We start from the raw sequence: 16784 nt of genomic DNA on the forward strand, positions 1-16784 counted from the left end.
CGGAGCGATCCGCCCCCTCGCCCCAATTTCTTGTCGGGCAGCCCTTATTGCGTAGCAGGCAGCGCGAAGGCGACGACATAGTCGCCCGGCGTCGTACCCATGTACATGTGCCCACCCGATGCGATCACCACATACTGCCGCCCCGTCTTTGACGAGACGTAAGTGATCGGTGTGGCCTGCCCGCCTGCGGGAAGCCTGCCCTTCCACAACTCGCGGCCCGTCGCCGTCTCGAAGGCGCGCACGTAGTTGTCCATGGAAGCACCGATGAAGGTAACACCGCTGACGGTGTTGACCGACCCGCCCAGGTTGAAGGCGCCCGGCACCTGAACGCCCAGGGGCGCCGTATCCTGTGAAGTCCCGAAAGTGCGTTTCCACGCAAGCTTGCGCGTCTTCAGATCGATCGCGGCAATATGGCCCCATGGCGGCGCCTCGCAGGGAATGCCAAGCGGCGAGAGCATCGGCAACAGGCTCACGCCGTAGTTCGTGCCGACCTGCGGCAGATACCCGGGCGCATGGGAATCCGTGGCGTCAGCCGGCCTGTCGCTATCGGCACCGTGTCGGAACAGGCGCACTTCCTGCGGAACGGCCGAAGAATTGACGATAATCAGCTGCCGCTGCGGATCAATGCTGACGCTGCCCCAGTTGAGTATCCCGAAAGTACCCGGCCACTGGATCGCCCCCCGCTCGGACGGCGGGGTAAAGGCCCCGACATAATCGAGCGAGCGAAAGCGTATTCGACACCACATCTGGTCCAGCGGCGTGGTGCCCCACATCCCCGCCTCGGTCAGTGGATCGGGCGCAAAGGAAGGGAAGCCGGTGACGAAAGGCTGGGTCGGCGAATAGGTCTCGCCGGGCAGCTTGCCCTTGGGCACGGCGCGCTCCTCCACGCCGACAAGCGGCTTGCCGGTCGCGCGATCGAGAATGAAGATGTCGCCGCGCTTGGTCGGTGCGGCCAGCGCCGGGACCGTGCGATTGCCGACCGGGAAATCGAACAACACCGGTTGGGCGGGCACGTCGTAGTCCCACAAGTCATGATGCACGGTCTGGAAATGCCAGCGCACCGTGCCGGTCGCCGCATCGAGCGCGACGATAGAACTGGCATAGCGCTCGAGCATCGGCGTGCGATGGGTGCCGACATGGTCAGGCGTGGCGTTGCCGGTTGGCAGGTAGACGAGACCGAGCTTCGGATCGGCGCTGAACACGCTCCATGCATTGGCCGAACCGCGCGTCCAACTCTGGCCATGGCCGGGCCTTGGCGCATCGTCGGGTCGGCCGCTGTCCCAGGCCCATAGCAGCTTGCCGGTCTTTACGTCATAGGCGCGCACCACGCCCGATGGATCAAACTTCGAGAAGTTGTCGCGCACATAGGATCCCAGGATCGCGGTATTCCCCACGATCGCGGGCGGCGAAGTCGTATAGGACATGAGCGGGTCGATTGGTCCCATGCCGGCATCGAGATCGACGCTGCCGTCCTTCCCGAAGTCGGCGCAAGGCTTGCCGGTCAGGGCATCGCTCGCCAGCAGTCGGCCGTCGAGAGTCGCACTGATCACGCGCTTGGCGCATGAACCGGCCGCGGCAGGATCGCTGTGATAGGAAACGCCCCGGCAGTTGAACATCTGCGCATTGGCAGGATTCGCCTGGGGATCGCGCATCCACAGCTGCTTGCCGGTATCGGCATCGAGCGCAAAGACCTTGCCCGTCGGCGAGCAGAAGTAGAGCCGGTCCCCGACCATCAGCGGGGTCGCCATGAACGAGATCGGCGCCTTGATTTCGGGCCGCTTCTCGAGCGTATCGCCCGTCTCGAACGACCAGACCTTTTCCAGCTTCGGCGCATTTCCCGGCGTGATCTGCCCCGCAAGCGAATGACGCGTGCCCGAGGCGTTGCCGCCGTAGGCCGTCCATTGCGTTGCCGCCGGATCCACGGCAGGCACCGGCAAGGCCTGGGCCTGCCGTCCCGCTCCGACCAGATAGACAGGGACATTGGCGTAAGTAACGACAAGCAAGAGAACGCACAGCAGACCCGCGATGCCGGGGAGAAAGCGCGTGGCCGTGTCCCCGGCCCGGGTCAGCGTCCGGCGTACCGCCGGCAGGGCCAGAACCAGCGCGATCACTGCGGGCCCGGCAAGGCGCGGCAGAAGTTGCCAGAAGGCGCCGCCCACTTCCCACAGCGCCCAGCCCAGCGTTGCCAGCAGCATCGCGGCATAGAGCCACAGGCCCCGGCGATCCGCACGCCAGATCAGTCCCGCCGAGACAAGGCAGGCAAGCCCCGCAAGCAGATAGTAGAGAGAACCGCCCAGCATGAGGAGGCGCAGCCCCCCGCCGGCCAGAACCAGACCGACGATTGCCAGAAACCCGCCGACCAACCATCGCGGCCAGCGCGGCGAACCGTTCGCTTGCGCCATCTTCATGCTCTCCCGTACCCTTATAGTCCTGTCACCGGTCCATGGCCGGCACCTCTCGACCGGCGCGGGAGATCAGCCGGTTTCGATCACTGCAATCGGCGCGCGAACGTCCACCGTTTCGCCTTCCCGGGCAACGATTTCCAGCAGCGTGCCGGAAACCGGCGAAGGCACTTCGACCGTCGTCTTGGCCGCTTCGACTTCGACGAGGCTCTCGCCCTCTTCGACCTTGTCTCCGGGGCCCTTGAGCCATTTGACGATTTCGCCGTCCTGCATTCCCATGCCGTATTGCGGAAGAACGACCGTATATTGCGCCATGCGTATTCCTCCTCAGGCTGGAACGGGTGCGACCGCGCCGACGAGCCTGCGCGCGGCGTCGACGATGCGCTCGACCGAGGGATAGAGCGGCTTTTCGATGTGCGGACTGAACGGCAGGTGCGTGTCCGGCGTCGTTACGCGCACGACCGGCGCGCGCAGGGCGTGGAATGCGTGTTCCACGATCGTTGCCGATATCTCGCTGGCCGCGCTGCAGGTCATGTGCGCGGGATCGACGCAGATCGCGCGGCCCGTCTTGCGTACCGACTGCAGGATCAGGTCGCGGTCGAGCGGAGCCAGCGTGCGCGGATCGACAACTTCGATCGAGATGCCTTCCCTGGCCAATTGCTCGGCGGCCCTGAGAGCCACGTTGACACCGCCCGCAACACCAATGACGCTAATGTCGGTACCTTCGCGCTTGATGTCGCCCTTGCCCAGCGGAATCACGAAATCGGGATCGTCGGGAAGCTCGGACTTGTTCATCCAGCAGGTCGAGTCCTCGAAGCTGAGGACGGGATTGTCATCGCGTACGGCGCCCTTGAGCAGGCCCTTCATGTCATAGGCATTGGACGGGGCGATGATCTTGAGGCCCGGCATGTTCATGAACATGGAATAGGGGCGGTCGGAGTGCTGCGCCGCGTTGGAATTACCGTAAAAGAGGCACGACCGCAGCACCAGTGGAAGGCGCGCCTGCCCGCCGTAGATGTAGCGTGACTTGGCGATGATCGAGCAGATCTGGTCCATCGCCGGAAACAGGAACGATGAAATCGTGGCATCGACGATGGGCCGCATGCCGACCATCGCCGCGCCGCCGGCCGCGCCAATGAAGCCGTTTTCCGAGATCGGCGTATCGCGCACGCGCTCCTCGCCGAACAGGTCGACGAAGCCGGTCGTGGTGCCGAAGACATTGCAGCGAATATCCTCGCCCATCATGAAGACGCGCTCGTCGCGCTGCATTTCCTCCATCTGGGCCTGCCGGATCGCGTCGAGATAGGTTGCCTTTGCCATGTTGCTCTCCTTCTCAGGCGTGGGCCCGGACGTCGTCGGGAATGGGAAGACGCTCGACCAGGACATGGTCGAAGGCTTCCTCGAATTCGGGATAGGCGCTTTCGCGTGCGAAGCTCAGGGCATCTGCCACTTCTCCGGCGACCGCCTTGTCGATGGCGTCGAGATCGGCTGCTGACACTCCGGCCGCTTCCAGCCGCGCCCGGTAAAGCGTGATCGGATCGCGGCCGAGCCACTCGTCGTGCTCCGGTCCACGCGGGGTCAGTTCGCGGCCCATGTTTACGGCATGGTCGCCATAGCGATAGGTCTTCGTCTCTATCAGCGTCGGCCCCAGCCCTGCGCGGGCGCGATCGACGGCCTCGCGCACCGCATCTTCCACCGCATCGACGTCCTGCCCGTCGACGATCACGCCCGGAATGCCATAGCCCCTGGCGCGATCCGCGACATTTTCTCCGGCAACTGCATGGGCGGTCGGCGTGGACATGCCGAAGCGGTTGTTCTCGCACACGAAGATCGCGGGGAGCTTCCACACGGCGGCCAGGTTCATGCCTTCATGGACCGCACCTTCGCTGGAGGCACCATCGCCGAAGAAGCACAGCGCCACGCGGTCCAGCCCCTGCAGCTTGGCCCCCAGTGCCGCGCCTGCGGCAACGGGAGCGCCCGAGCCGACGATGCTCGTCTCACCAAGACTGCCCATCGCGAAATCGGACAGGTGCATCGAGCCACCCTTGCCCCTGCAAACACCGGTCGCCTTGCCGAGCAGTTCGGCCATGAGCGGGCGCAGGGCCGCGCCCTTGGCGATCGGGTGACCGTGACTGCGGTGATTGCCGACCATGTAGTCGTCATCGCGCAGCGCCATGCAGGCGCCGACGCCGGAAGCTTCCATCCCGGCGTAAGTATGCAGGGCGCCCGGGATCTCGCCCTGGGCATGGATGGCTTCCGCCTTCGCCTCGAACTGGCGAATGCGCTGCATCCGCCGGTACTTTTCGATCTTGCGGTCGTTATCGCCTGCAATGCTCATGTTATCGTTCCTCTCTCAAACAGCACCGGCAGGCTGCGCCATGGCGCGGTCCGCGGCTTGGGCCACGATCAGTTCGAGTGGGGCCTGGTACATCGATTCAGGCCCGTCATTCGTGATCGCGTAGACGTTTTCCATGTGGCAGGGGCCGAGCTTCGCGCCGAAGTAGAGACTGTCGAGCGAGATCAGCATGTCCTCTTCGAGGACGAAGCCCTCCTTGACCCCGGCAAGGCCCGCGGAAGGATAGGGCAACGGGATTTCCAGCGGCATGAGGCCGATCCCATGCGCCACGACCAGCAGCTTCTCAGGCGTGGCGACACCCTTGGACTTCAAGTGTTCATACCCGATTTGCGGCAGGCTGGCGGTGCTGACGCCCGGGCGCAGCTGTTCCACCATCATCAGGAAGGCATCCCGCAGGATATCGTGCTGCCGCCGGTATTCGGCGCTCGGTTCGCCGATGACGGCGGTGCGGTTGATGTCGACCCAGAAGCCATCGTGGATACCCTGGGTCTCGAGGATGACGATGTCGCCCCGCCGCAGGGCCCGATTGCCCTGAGTACGAAAAAGATCCGGGATGAAGTCATCCTGCTCGTAGGCACCGCCGAAGAGCATGGCGCCTTCGTCGACGGGGATGACTTCGTGGCGGACCATGAAATCGCAGATGCGTGCCTGAACGTCGCTCCAGTCCGCCCCTTCGTGCAGCAAAGAGCCGGCATGGGCGATGATCGCGTCGGCAATCCTGCCCACCTTGCGATAGCGCGCCAGTTCCTCGCCCGTCTTGACCACCCGCACGCGGATCATGAAGTCGAGTGCGTCCGAATATTCATGCTTCAGCCGAGACCGCAGCTTTTCCGACACGCGCGGTTCGTCGAAGCCGATCGCCTTTCCGGCCATGCCGTGATCGACCAGCGCCGAAGCGATCGCAGCCACGATGTCGCTCTGGCACTCTCCGGCAATCGCCCCGGACAGCGCCATCGCGTCCTGCGCCAGTTGTCCGCCCTTGCGATCGGGATCGATGTAGCGGCTCACTTCGCAGAAGTTGAGCATCTCGAACGTGCGGACTTCCCCGAAGGTGCAGCGTTCTTCCTGCCGGTTGAGCACGGCAACGATGCCCAGGTTCGCCTCGGGAATGACCAGCGTGAGCGGCTTGGCCGGATCGGCGTAGACGATCGCGGCAGCCACCGGCTCCATCTGGCCCCAGCGTTCGAGGACCGAGTGGTAGCCCGTGGCATAGCGGACGTCATGGGGGTGACTGAGCACGACAGCGGCCAGCCCTTCCCCGGCAAGCATGGCGCGCAGGCGATCCGCGCGCGGATTGGACGGGCTGGTCATGCCGCTTCTTCCATTCCTTCGTTGGCAATGTTGGAGCGGGCCGCGCCGCTGACGACATCGCGCAGGAACTCGTGATTGAGGATGAAGCGGATCTCGCCGTTCTCTTCTGTGAAGGCCACCGCGCCGTGGCCCATGAACAGGTATTCGGTCACTTCCTCGCAGCGCGCTTCGCTGTGGCGGGAGCCTATCGGCTCGTATCCGTAGGTCCCTGCCGGTGCCGAGCCGACATCGTAGATGAGCTCACCCTTGGTGACGAAGTACTGGCCGTGGCCCAGATGCCAGTGCGGCGCGAAAGTCGCGCCCGGTTCCATGTGTACCCAGAGCACCCAGTCGCCGGTTTCCTCGCTGTAGCGCAGCAACCGGATCGTCGTGCCCGTGCCAAGTTCGACTTCGCGGCAATCATTGATGTTGACGATCAAGTCACCCAGTTTTCCCGGATCATGTTCTTTCGTCATGGTCGCTCTCCTTTTTGGGTTTGTTCTGTCTTGTGTGGCTGAATCGTGCGCGTGTCCGTGCGGACAATGTTTCAGGTTCCGGCGAAAACGGGTCACTGCGCCGTGTAGCCGCCGTCCACGACGAGTTCCGAGCCATGCATATACCCCGATTCATCCGATGCGAGGAATCGCACCGCCTTGGCGATGTCGATGGGTTCGGCCATGCGGCCGATCGGATGGGCCGGGGCAAGACCTTCGGCAGCCTGTTCGACGGACTCGGCAAAACCGTTGTCGACGAAGCGCTGCAGAATGTGATCGACCATGCCCGTTTTCACGCCACTGGGATGGACACTGTTGAAGCGCACCTTGTAACCGAGAGCGGAAAATTCCATCGCGCAGGCCTTGGCGAACAGCCGCACCGCGCCCTTGGACGCGCAATAACCGGTATGCAGCGGAGAACCGATCAACCCTGCGACCGAGGAAATGACGACAATAGACGCGCCATGCGGCAATTGCTGGCCCGAGCGGCTCATAAGAGGGATGGCCGCCTTGGTGCCGAGGAACACCCCGTCGACATTCACAGCCATCTGCTTGCGCCACTGTTCGAGCGAAGTGTTCTCCAGTTTCTCGACCACGACGATGCCCGCGATATGGACAAGGATGTCGAGCTTGCCGTGATCGCGTTCCACCGCTGCGAGGACCTGTTGCCAGGAAGCCTCGTCGGTCACGTCCAGCCGGTGATAGGCACAGGACCCGATGCCCTCGTTCCAGTCGCCACCATCCTCGGGCAGGTCCGCGCCGATCACCGTAGCGCCCGCCGCGCCCAGAGCACGGCTGGTCTCCTTGCCGATCCCCCCGGTGCAGCCGGTAACCAGGGCAATGCGTCCTTCAAGCGATCCGATCATGCAGTCTCTCCCATAACTGGTGCATCTCCAAGCAGCTCGAAGCTGCGAATGTCGGCCTCCCCGTCGACGCAGGACCAGCCCTCGTCCGCCATCGCGACGTGGTAAGGACGCTTGGCGTGGTCCTTCCACGCCCGGTGGCTGGTAAAGATCTCGGTAAAGGCGAAGGCATTGGGCTCCGCTTCGGAGCGCATGACCTGAAACAGCAGGGTCTCCGGCTCGTTCGCACGCACATCCTTCTGCAGCTGGGTAATCAGCTCGATGAAGCGCTCCGTCTTGTCCGGCTTGGTGCGGACATGCATGATGACGCCAATCATGGGAGAGACCTTTCTGTATGTGGGGGCAATTGCTGGAAGACGCTGCAAAAGCGGCGCAAGGCCCGAACCCGGAAACGGCCAGACCGCTGATCGCGCGCCTGCTCGAAGCGGCACCCGGCAATGCCGACGCGCTTACGCTGGCTGGCATCGTCGCCCAGCGCACGGGTGACGGCGATGGCGCCCTCGCCGCCTTCGCCGCGGCGCGCGATGCCGATCCCGGCGATCCGGGACGGCATCAGAACCTTGCCGTCGCGCTCAAGAACAAGGGCGCCATCGAAGAGGCGCTGGCTGCCTTCGGCGCGGCACTGAAACTGCGGCCGGGCCACGCGGCCACGATGGCCAACCTGGGTTCCTGCCTGATCGCCGCGCAGCGTTACGGTGAAGCGGTGGATACGCTCGAAACCGTGCTCAAGACCGCACCGGGCCATCCCGACGCCCTGGTCAACATGGGCGTGGCACTCTCGCGCCTCGGCCGTCACGAAGAGGCCGCGCGCCGTTACCGGCAGGCGCTGGATGCAAGGCCCGGCCACGTCGAAAGCGCGCTCAACCTCGTCGATGCGCTTGCCGCGCTCGGCCGCAGGGACGAAGCCGAAACCCTCGCCCGGCAAGTGCTGACCGCCCTGCCCGGCCATGTCCGCGCGACGAACCAGCTCGGGCTGCTGCGTGAAGCAGCCGGCGATGCCCGGGGCGCTGCCGAGGTATTTCGCGCCGGGTTCGATCCCGCTGCGCCCAACCATGCGCTGGGCGTGAACCTTGCCCGCGCGCTGATCCGCGCCGAACGCTGCGAAGAAGCGCTTAAGGTCACCGGCTTTCTGCAAAACGCCTCGCCGACGATCACCACGCCGCTCGCCCTCTCGCTCGCAGCGCTGGAAAAACTCAGCCGCGCCGAGGAGCGCGACGCGCTCATGGCGATCGACCGCTTCGTCACCGTGCACGACATCGAGGCCGTCCACGGTTTCGCCGATCTGCAGCAATTCAACGCCAAGCTCGTCCATGAGCTGCGCGATCATCCCTCGCTCACCGAAGAACCCGAAGGGCTGGTAACCCGTGGCGGGCGGCAGAGCGACGATTTGGCCAAGGCGCAAAGTCCGGCCATCGCAGCCCTGTGCGCGCTGGCGACGGCGAGGCTTGCCGACGAGCACGCGCGTCTGGCCGCCATGGCAGCCGACCATCCCTTTCTCCGCGCCCTGCCCGCAGACTGGAGCCTCACCCTGTGGGGCACGATCCTGCGGCCCGGCGGCGAAGTGGGCGCGCATATCCATGCGCCCAACTGGATTTCCGGGGTCTATTATCCCGAATACAGGGCGCCCGCCGCTTCCGGCGACGAAGGCGCCTTTGCCATCGGCACCCTCCCGCAAGAGCTTGGCGGCGGCGGTCGAATGCGCGTGATGCAGCCCCGGGCAGGCCGCATGATCCTGTTCCCCTCCTACCTCTGGCACGCCACGATGCCCTTCGGCGGCAATGAGGAGCGCATCAGCTTTGCCTTCGATCTCGTTCCGACAGGCGTCGGTCAGCCGCATCGCCTGCGATAGCGCGGGGGCAGTCCCCCGGGGCGGGAACGGGATCCACCCCGGGAGACGACCGCTGGCGCTGAGGCAAGGAGAAGCCCCCGGCACCATCGATCAGAACTTCGCCGAGCCTTCGACGCCGAAGGAACGCGGCGGCGCATAGTTCGTGAAGTTGAACAGGCCGGCGACCGAGTTGGCCGAGACGCGATAGACTTCGTCCAGCAGGTTGCGGCCGAATACGGCAATGCGATACCTGTCGCTGGGGTCGGTCCAGGCGATGCTCGCCCCGACCAGGGTCCGCGCCTCGCCCTGCGAGAAATCGGCATTGAGCGTCGTGGATTCGAATTCCGACTGGTAGTTCACATCGGCACTGAGTGCGATAGTGCCCCATTCGGCCGGCGGGAATTCGTAGCGGGCATTGCCACTGAGCGTCCACTTGGGCGCGTTGCGCAAGTGGAGATAGGACGCATCGTCATTGGTCCCATCGCCATTCACGTCGGTGAAGAACTCAAGGTACTTGGCCCGCTGCCAGCCGAGCGCGGCACCAAGCGTCAGTCCCTCTGTAGGCGCGGCCGAAGCTTCGACTTCAAGGCCGTAGACCTTGGCCTTACCCGCGTTGGTGGTGCGGGTCTCCTGTCCCGGCAGACCGGTAATCGGATCGATGAAAGGAACCACGGCGTCGCGCTGGAGATCGTTGTACTTCACGTAGAAGGCAGCAAGGTTGACGCGCAGAACGCGGTCCGCCGTTTCCGTTTTCAGGCCGAATTCGAAGCTGTCTGCGGTCTCTTCCTTGAAGGGAAGCGCGGACGTGGCGGACATCGCCTGTTCGTTGTAGCCACCCGACTTGTAGCCCTGGCTATAGGTGAAGTAATTGTTGATGCCCGGTGCGATTTCCCAGCGGTAGCCGGCACGCATGGTCGGACGATCGAACTTGGCGCTGTCGGAATACTGCGGCCAGAACCCGGTTTCGACCAGCGAGCGGCGGACCTGCGGCTGCACCGCGAAGCTCTTGTCCTCCTTGGTATACCGCGCGCCGACAAAGATCGAGAACGGATCGGCCACCTTGTATTCGGCCTCGCCGAATACCGCGTAGGAATCGACCTTGTAGTACGCGGTAGACAGGTTCGGATCGGTCAGCGCGGTCGGATCGCCGAGGAAGCGCAGGAATCCCAGGAAGCTGGTCGCATTGGCGTCCATCTTCTGGCCCCAGTACATCCCGCCGACCGTGAACTTGATGCGGTCGGAGAAGTCCGAAGAGAAGCGCGCCTCGACACTGTACTGCTTGCGCGTATCGTCGCGAGTGGAGACGAACAGGTAGGCGTTCTCGCCGGTATAGTCTGACGGCAGCGAGGATTTCACCCGGCGCCAGCCGCCGACCACGGTGATCGTGCCCGCGCCTTCAAAGCTATGCTCACCGCGCAGGTACAACCCGTCGACATCGATGCGATGCCCGCTCAGGGTGCCCGGACAGGTCGCTCCGGTGGCCGAGCCTTCGCATAGCGTCGTACCGGTATCGAACGGGCTGGCGCCGGTCGTCTGAATGCCCGGGAAGCCCACGACATCGAACAGGAAGCCCGGCGGCGTCTCGTTCACCGATGGCGGAGAATCCCCGCGATCGCGCAGGATCTCGTAAGTGGCCATGATGTTGGTATCGGCGGTCGGCTCCCACAGAAGCTTGGCACGGCCGCTGAAATACCTCGATCCGCCCCAGCGCTGGCCACGTCCAGGGACACCCTGGATACCGTCGACGTCGTTGTTCTTCGTCAGGTGGTAATAGCCGTCGCTTTCCTGGAACGAGCCGGCGGCGCGGAAGTAGAGGTTGTCGGTGAAGGGGATGTTTATCGCCGCCTTCACATCCTTGGTGTTGAAGCTTGAATAACCAAGGCGGACTTCACCGCTGAAGCCCGGTTCGGGGCGCTTGGTGATCACGTTGACGACACCGCCGACGGTATTCTTGCCGAACAGGGTGCCCTGCGGCCCGCGCAGGACTTCGATGCGGTCGATGTCGAACAGGTCGAAGAGCTGGGTCTGAACGTGCGCAAGCACGAAGTCGTCGACGACGACTGCAACGGCCGGCTCGAAAGTCAGGATGATGTCGCCGGTGGATTGGCCGCGAATGCCGATCGAGGCGGCGTTGAAACCCGGGACATTCGTGATGACCACGTTCGGCACGTCGCCGGCGAGGCCGCGAATGTCGGTGGCGAACTTGTTGTCGATGGCCGATGCGGTGAAGGCGGAAACCGCGACAGGCGTATCCTGAAGCGATTCCGAGACACGCCTTGCGGTCACGATGATTTCTTCAAGGCCGCTGGCCTTCTGCGGAGCACCCCCGCCTTCACCGGCGGCATCGGGCGCCGTCTGGGCCAGGGCTGTCGTGCTTGCCGATGCGAGCAAACCGGTAACGAGCAGTTTCAGGGCGCAATTCAGGTGTCTGTTGCCGATCATAACGTTCCCCTCATCCATCGACTGCCTTGCTGTCGCGGCAGTTCGAATCACCGCGCCGTTTTTCGTGCGGCCCCTATAAATGAGTGCACATGTTCATTTTTGTGAAGACAAAAAATACAAACATGTATGATCTTTTTCTGCCGCATCGCAACGGCAGGCAAACAAGAGGGGATTGCTTTGGGCGCACCTACGCTCCTAGAAAACGGCAGAACGGCAAAAGGAACCGCTGTGCCAGAACGCGATGCTGCAACGCAAAAACGGCCCGCGAAAAAAGTGCCATCGATTCGGCGTCGCTACACCAGTCCTGCCATGCGCGAGCGGCGAAAGCGCATTGTCGACACCGCCCACCGCATCCTTGGCGAAGGCGGAGTGACCAGCCTGACGATCCGACGCCTGTCGCTTGAGGCGGAAGTCGCGCAGCGCACGATCTATCGCCTGTTCGGAGACAAGGACGGCGTGGTGTGTGCGACCGTCGTCGATCGCATGAAGGAAGTGCGCGCGCACATTGCCCGACGCCAGCAGACCTATACGCTGGACGTCGTCTTTTCCGAGCTCGACTGGATGGTCAGCGAAATGGAACGCGACACGCTCTATGCCCGGGTTGTCGTCGGTTTCGTGTTCGCCTCGGAACAGCGGCAACTCGAAGTGCAGGAACTCACCTCGGTCGCCCATAATCGCCTCATGGCGTGGTACGCGGTGATGAAGGCACAAGGCAGGGTACGCGACGATCTCGACATCGAGCAACTCGCCCGCGAGCATGTGATGCACGAATTCCTGGTCTATCGCCGCTGGTCGCTGGGCATCTGCGAGAGCCCGCAATGCCGCCTGGAACTGCACGCCTGCTTCCTGAAAACCGCGGCACTGGTACTTCTGGGAGATGACCGCGAAGAATACCTGCGCAAACTCAGCGAGATCCAGAAGCAGCTGAACGAGTTGGCACCTCAACCAAGCGACAAATGACGCCACAAGGCGCAAACGGGAGACAACCTGAAATGACCCAGGCTGAAATGAATCTGGCAGAGCTTTTCGCGCGCGAAGCCATTCGCGAACTGCGCGTCGCCTATTCGACCGGTTTCGACACCATCGACGAAGAGGCCGTCAGACAAAACTTCGCGAGCGACATCGTCTGCGCCTATCCCGCGGCCTATGGCGGCAGCTTCGAAGGAGCCGACGCCGTGATCGACCTGTTTCGCCAGACATGGGAACATTGCCAGGGACCACTGGACACCCTGCACCTGATCGCCAACCACTCGATCACATTGACCGGCCCCGACACGGCCAAGGGGCATTGCCTGCTGCTCGACCTCATAACCCGCCAGACCGCGACCTCGCCTTTCGCCACACGCGGCGGGCATGACAATCCGCTTTTCCTGATCGGTCGCTACGACGACGAATACGTGCGCGAGAACGGTCGCTGGAAGTTCCGCAGGATCGCCCTTACAGCGCTCTGGCCCGAGCGGCACTGAGACAGCCGGGCAGCGACATCGTCTTGAACAGCGAACAGGCCCTGCTCGCCGACCTCGACAGTGCCGGGGTCGTCTTCACCGTCCACGAGCATATCGCCGTGGCGACCGTGGAGGATAGCGCCGAGGTGACCGGCCATATCCCCGGCTATCACACCAAGAACCTGTTCCTGAAAGACAAGGCAGGCCGCTACTGGCTCGTCACCATGCCGGGTGAAGAGCGCGCCGACCTCAGGTTCATCGCCTCCCGGCTGGGCGCGGGACGCTTCTCCTTCGGCAAGCCCGAGGCGATGAAGGAACTGCTGGGCGTGACCCCCGGGGCAGTCACGCCGCTCGCCGCCTTCAACGATCGGGCCGGAAAGGTCACCGTCGTGCTGGACGCGGCGTTCGCGCCCGACGGGACCATCAACGTCCACCCCTTGCGCAATACCGCGACGCTGTCCCTGCGCACGACCGACCTGGTTGCCGCACTGGAACGGTGGGGTCACGCTCCGCTCGTGCTTTCGCTTCAGCCCGAAGACTGAGGATCAGCCCTCGCCGCTCGTTTCCATATCCTCACGCTTCACGCTGCGGTGATCGTCCTCGTTGAGGCCCAGCTTCCAGTAGCTGGAGATATAAAGTTCGGCCGTTCCCAGGCCCCGCTCAGTCCGCAGGTACTGGCGCATTCCGCGCATTGCCGTGAATTCGCTTGCGGCCCAGGCGTAGACCTTGCCCTCGGGCCAGGCGACGGCACGCACCGCATCGACCAGCAGATCGGGCTGCGAGCCCGGAACAGGGTTAATTAGCCAGGTAACCGCCACACCTTCGGGTGCGTCGATGGCCTGCTTGTCCGCCTCGCTCTGGATTTCGATGATGGCATTGCCCCGGGCATCCCGGTCGAGCGCTTCGAGGTTGACACCAATTGCCGGCAAAGCCGTCATGTCACCCGCGACGATGTAGTAGTCGAAGCCCGAGGGAAGCGGCTTTGCAGCCCCCGGACCGCCAAGCTCGATGGTCTGTCCGGGCTCGGCCTGCAGGGCCCATGTGGTGGCAGGACCCGCATGGCTTTCGCCGTCTCCATGCAGCGCGAAGTCGATATCGATCTCGCCCTCGCGCTGGTTGCGAATGGTATAGGTCCGCACGGTCGGCTTCATAGCGCCGGGAGCGGGAGGAAACATGAACTTCACGTAGCCGCCTGCATTCCCTTCGGGATAGCCGACCATACCGTCCCCACCCAGCGTGACGCGCAAAAGCGAAGGTGAAACCTGGCGGCTGGAAACGACTGTCATCTGACGGGGTGCAGGTCTGGGCACGCGAGAGCCTCCTTGTTGCGATCAATTTGCAGCAAGGGATAGAGGCACACGGGCTCAATGCAATCGCTGCCGCCATCGCACCGGTCTGATCCTAGCCATTTGCAATACCGGCACCGCCAAACTTATCACGCCATGAAAGGTGCGCTGCGAAGATCAATCGCCCGGTTTCATGACCGATCCGGCTACATCCTCCTTGTCGCCCTCGCGCAGCAGGTCTGCGCGCGAGCGGATATACTGACGCAGTCCATCGAGATCGGTCCGGGAGAGTTCCCCGAACTGGGGCATGCCGTTCGGCACGAGCGCTCCGGCCTTTACGACGGATGCAAAAGCCTCGGCATCGGGTGGGATGGGCGAGGTGCGCAAATCCGGCGCCGTGCCGCCACCGATCGCCGCAGTGCCGTGACAAACCGCGCAACGCACGTTGAAGATCCGCTCACCCTTCTGCGCCAATGCGGCATCGGGTTTGTAACCGGGATCGTCGAAAGCGACCGCCTTGTATGGTGTCTTGGCCGGCAAGGTCCCCTTTGCGCCGAGCGCGAAGGTGAGCACGCGGCGCTGCTGCGTACGATAGTCGATGCCGTACTTGGCAAACATCGGACCGAACAGACCGGCGCTCGTCCCGATACCGGCGACGACCGTGACGTATTGCTTCCCCTTGACGCTGTAGGTGATCGGCGGCGCGACGACCCCTGCCTTGGCATCGAAGTTCCACAAGCGCTTGCCGGATTCGGCATTATAGGCAGAGAAGCCGCCGTCCGGCCTGCCCTGGAACACGAGGTTGCCGCCGGTCGCCATGATCCCGCCATTGAGGTGCACTTCCATCGGGATCTTCCAGCGCGCCTTTTGCGCCACCGGGTCCCACGCGATCAGCCAGCCGGTGACATCCTTTCCACCATCGCCGATTGAATAGCCCACGCCGGGCGACAAACCCATGCCCCCTGCCCACTTGAAGGTCTCACGCGTGATCCCGGTATCGTCGTAAGTGACCTGCAGATCGATCGCCGGGATATAGGTCAGTCCGGTCTTCGGGCTGAAGGCCATCGGCATCCAGCTATGTGCGCCGAGCGGGGTCGGTCGGAAGGTCACCGGACCATCTTCGTAACGCACGTTGGGCGCTTCGACCGGGCGGCCGGTCTTCAGGTCGATCCTGCTCGCCCAGGTGACATCGACGAAAGGTTCGGCAGAGATCAACTTACCGTTCCTGCGGTCGATGACGTAGAAGAAGCCGTTCTTCGGGGCAGTCATGACTACCTGACGCGGTTTTCCGTCGATCTCCAGATCAGCCAGCTCCATGTCCATGGCGGCATTGAAATCCCAGCTCTCGCCCGGATTGATCTGGTAGTGCCACTTGTACTTGCCGGTCTTGGCATCGAGCGCGACGATCGAGCAGACGAACAGGTTGTCTCCCTTGCCCATCGAACGGATCTTGTGGTTCCATGGCGCCCCGTTGCCGGTGCCGATCAGGATCTGGTCGTTAGCCCTGTCATACGTGATGGCGTTCCAGACGCTGCCGCCGCCGCCATAGTTCCACCAGTCCCCGGACCAGGTCTTTGCCGCCATCTTCATGGCATCGTCTTCAAAGCCGTCTGCAGGATTGCCGGGCACGGTATAGAATTTCCAGAGGAACTTGCCGGTATCGGCATCCCAGGCGGTGACGAACCCACGCACCGGGCTTTCGTCCGAGCCGCCGTTGCCAATGATCACCTTGCCGTCGAACACCCGGGGCGGGCCGGAGATGAAAAGGGGATCATCCTTGGAGAGGGTCTCGGCAGTCCAGATCGGCTTGCCGGTCTTTTCGTCAATCGCGATAAGGCGGCCATCCTGCGTCGCGATGATGACCTTGTGGTTCCAGTAGGCAATGCCGCGACTGCCCCAGCCCTGCCGCAGCTTGATGCCGGCCATTTCAGGCGCATGCGGATCGTAAGTCCACTTCACCTTGCCGGTTTCGACGTCGATCGCCCGTACGACGCTGTATCCACTCGCCAGATAGACGGTCCCGCCCACCTCGATCGGTCCGGTCGCCGGATTGCCCGGCGGAAGATCGACCGACCAGGCAAGACCGAGCCGATCGACGTTGCCGTCATTGATCTGATTGAGCGGACTGTAATGCTGCTCCCCGTAAGTCCGCCCAAAGGCGGGCCAGTCCTTGCCATCGCTGCCATCGTCGAGTTGGGCGAGCCATTGCCGGTCCGTATCAGTGCCGATGCGGGCCTGATTATCGCCGCCGCTGCAGGAGGTCAGGGCAAGGGCGGCGACAGTCACCAGCATCAGGCGCGGCGCGGCATGCGGGGGGATATGTTTCACGCTTATCCTCTCTCGGGGCCACTTGCCTGCACCAAGCCGGACGCAGCCTC

At 63.6% G+C, this 16784-nt stretch carries 15 protein-coding genes; 4 read left to right on the plus strand and 11 right to left on the minus strand.

What is annotated here, in order from left to right; translation table 11 throughout:
- Nucleotides 1–44: 44 nt before the first annotated feature.
- The 8 genes from B5483_RS11955 to B5483_RS11990 form a co-directional block, all read right to left on the minus strand.
- Nucleotides 45–2402: a membrane-bound PQQ-dependent dehydrogenase, glucose/quinate/shikimate family gene (locus B5483_RS11955; protein ID WP_079730701.1), complete on the minus strand. Its 2358-nt coding sequence runs from the start codon at nucleotides 2400–2402 to the stop codon at nucleotides 45–47.
- Between the two features lie 72 nt (nucleotides 2403–2474).
- The gene (locus tag B5483_RS11960; RefSeq protein ID WP_079730511.1) at nucleotides 2475–2717 is read right to left on the minus strand and encodes a biotin/lipoyl-containing protein; all 243 of its coding nucleotides are present in this window, start codon (nucleotides 2715–2717) and stop codon (nucleotides 2475–2477) included.
- Nucleotides 2718–2729: 12 nt separating this feature from the next.
- Nucleotides 2730–3722, minus strand: coding sequence for an alpha-ketoacid dehydrogenase subunit beta (locus tag B5483_RS11965; RefSeq protein ID WP_079730512.1), 993 nt, complete (start codon nucleotides 3720–3722; stop codon nucleotides 2730–2732).
- 13 nt (nucleotides 3723–3735) lie between these two features.
- Nucleotides 3736–4740, minus strand: coding sequence for a thiamine pyrophosphate-dependent dehydrogenase E1 component subunit alpha (locus B5483_RS11970; protein ID WP_079730513.1), 1005 nt, complete (start codon nucleotides 4738–4740; stop codon nucleotides 3736–3738).
- A 15-nt stretch (nucleotides 4741–4755) separates the two neighbouring features.
- A complete protein-coding gene (locus B5483_RS11975) occupies nucleotides 4756–6069 on the minus strand; it encodes a M24 family metallopeptidase (RefSeq protein WP_079730514.1) in 1314 nt (437 codons plus the stop codon).
- Nucleotides 6066–6524: a cupin domain-containing protein gene (locus B5483_RS11980; protein ID WP_054945135.1), complete on the minus strand. Its 459-nt coding sequence runs from the start codon at nucleotides 6522–6524 to the stop codon at nucleotides 6066–6068. Before B5483_RS11980 ends, B5483_RS11975 begins: the two co-directional genes overlap by 4 nt.
- Before the next feature lie 92 nt (nucleotides 6525–6616).
- Nucleotides 6617–7408 (minus strand): SDR family oxidoreductase, encoded by a 792-nt coding sequence (locus tag B5483_RS11985; RefSeq protein ID WP_054945136.1) that lies wholly within the window; start codon nucleotides 7406–7408, stop codon nucleotides 6617–6619.
- Nucleotides 7405–7722, minus strand: a complete 318-nt coding sequence (locus B5483_RS11990; protein ID WP_054945137.1) for a putative quinol monooxygenase — start codon at nucleotides 7720–7722, stop codon at nucleotides 7405–7407. Before B5483_RS11990 ends, B5483_RS11985 begins: the two co-directional genes overlap by 4 nt.
- Before the next feature lie 17 nt (nucleotides 7723–7739).
- Here B5483_RS11990 and B5483_RS11995 point away from each other — a divergent pair, with 17 nt between their 5' ends.
- The gene (locus B5483_RS11995) at nucleotides 7740–9254 is read left to right on the plus strand and encodes a tetratricopeptide repeat protein (protein ID WP_079730515.1); all 1515 of its coding nucleotides are present in this window, start codon (nucleotides 7740–7742) and stop codon (nucleotides 9252–9254) included.
- 90 nt (nucleotides 9255–9344) lie between these two features.
- On the opposite strand, the gene B5483_RS12000 is transcribed toward B5483_RS11995, so the two are convergent.
- Nucleotides 9345–11675, minus strand: coding sequence for a TonB-dependent receptor (locus B5483_RS12000; RefSeq protein WP_079730702.1), 2331 nt, complete (start codon nucleotides 11673–11675; stop codon nucleotides 9345–9347).
- Between the two features lie 273 nt (nucleotides 11676–11948).
- Here B5483_RS12000 and B5483_RS12005 point away from each other — a divergent pair, with 273 nt between their 5' ends.
- From B5483_RS12005 to B5483_RS12015, 3 genes are read left to right on the plus strand one after another with little or no spacing between them, the layout of a single operon-like run.
- Entirely contained in the window at nucleotides 11949–12635 is a 687-nt protein-coding gene (locus B5483_RS12005; protein WP_054945140.1) for a TetR/AcrR family transcriptional regulator, read from the plus strand.
- Between the two features lie 32 nt (nucleotides 12636–12667).
- Nucleotides 12668–13141, plus strand: a complete 474-nt coding sequence (locus tag B5483_RS12010) for a nuclear transport factor 2 family protein (RefSeq protein ID WP_176168024.1) — start codon at nucleotides 12668–12670, stop codon at nucleotides 13139–13141.
- Between the two features lie 23 nt (nucleotides 13142–13164).
- The gene (locus B5483_RS12015) at nucleotides 13165–13662 is read left to right on the plus strand and encodes a prolyl-tRNA synthetase associated domain-containing protein (RefSeq protein ID WP_139383978.1); all 498 of its coding nucleotides are present in this window, start codon (nucleotides 13165–13167) and stop codon (nucleotides 13660–13662) included.
- Between the two features lie 3 nt (nucleotides 13663–13665).
- Here the strand turns inward: B5483_RS12015 and B5483_RS12020 are convergent, their stop codons facing one another.
- Both B5483_RS12020 and B5483_RS12025 read right to left on the minus strand, forming a co-directional pair.
- Nucleotides 13666–14430: a siderophore-interacting protein gene (locus tag B5483_RS12020; RefSeq protein ID WP_245829073.1), complete on the minus strand. Its 765-nt coding sequence runs from the start codon at nucleotides 14428–14430 to the stop codon at nucleotides 13666–13668.
- A gap of 153 nt (nucleotides 14431–14583) precedes the next feature.
- On the minus strand, nucleotides 14584–16734 hold the full coding sequence (locus tag B5483_RS12025; protein WP_245829076.1) for a PQQ-dependent dehydrogenase, methanol/ethanol family: 2151 nt from the start codon (nucleotides 16732–16734) through the stop codon (nucleotides 14584–14586).
- Nucleotides 16735–16784: the final 50 nt, after the last annotated feature.

Source organism: Novosphingobium mathurense (genome assembly GCF_900168325.1).
In the GTDB taxonomy this organism is placed as follows: domain Bacteria; phylum Pseudomonadota; class Alphaproteobacteria; order Sphingomonadales; family Sphingomonadaceae; genus Novosphingobium; species Novosphingobium mathurense.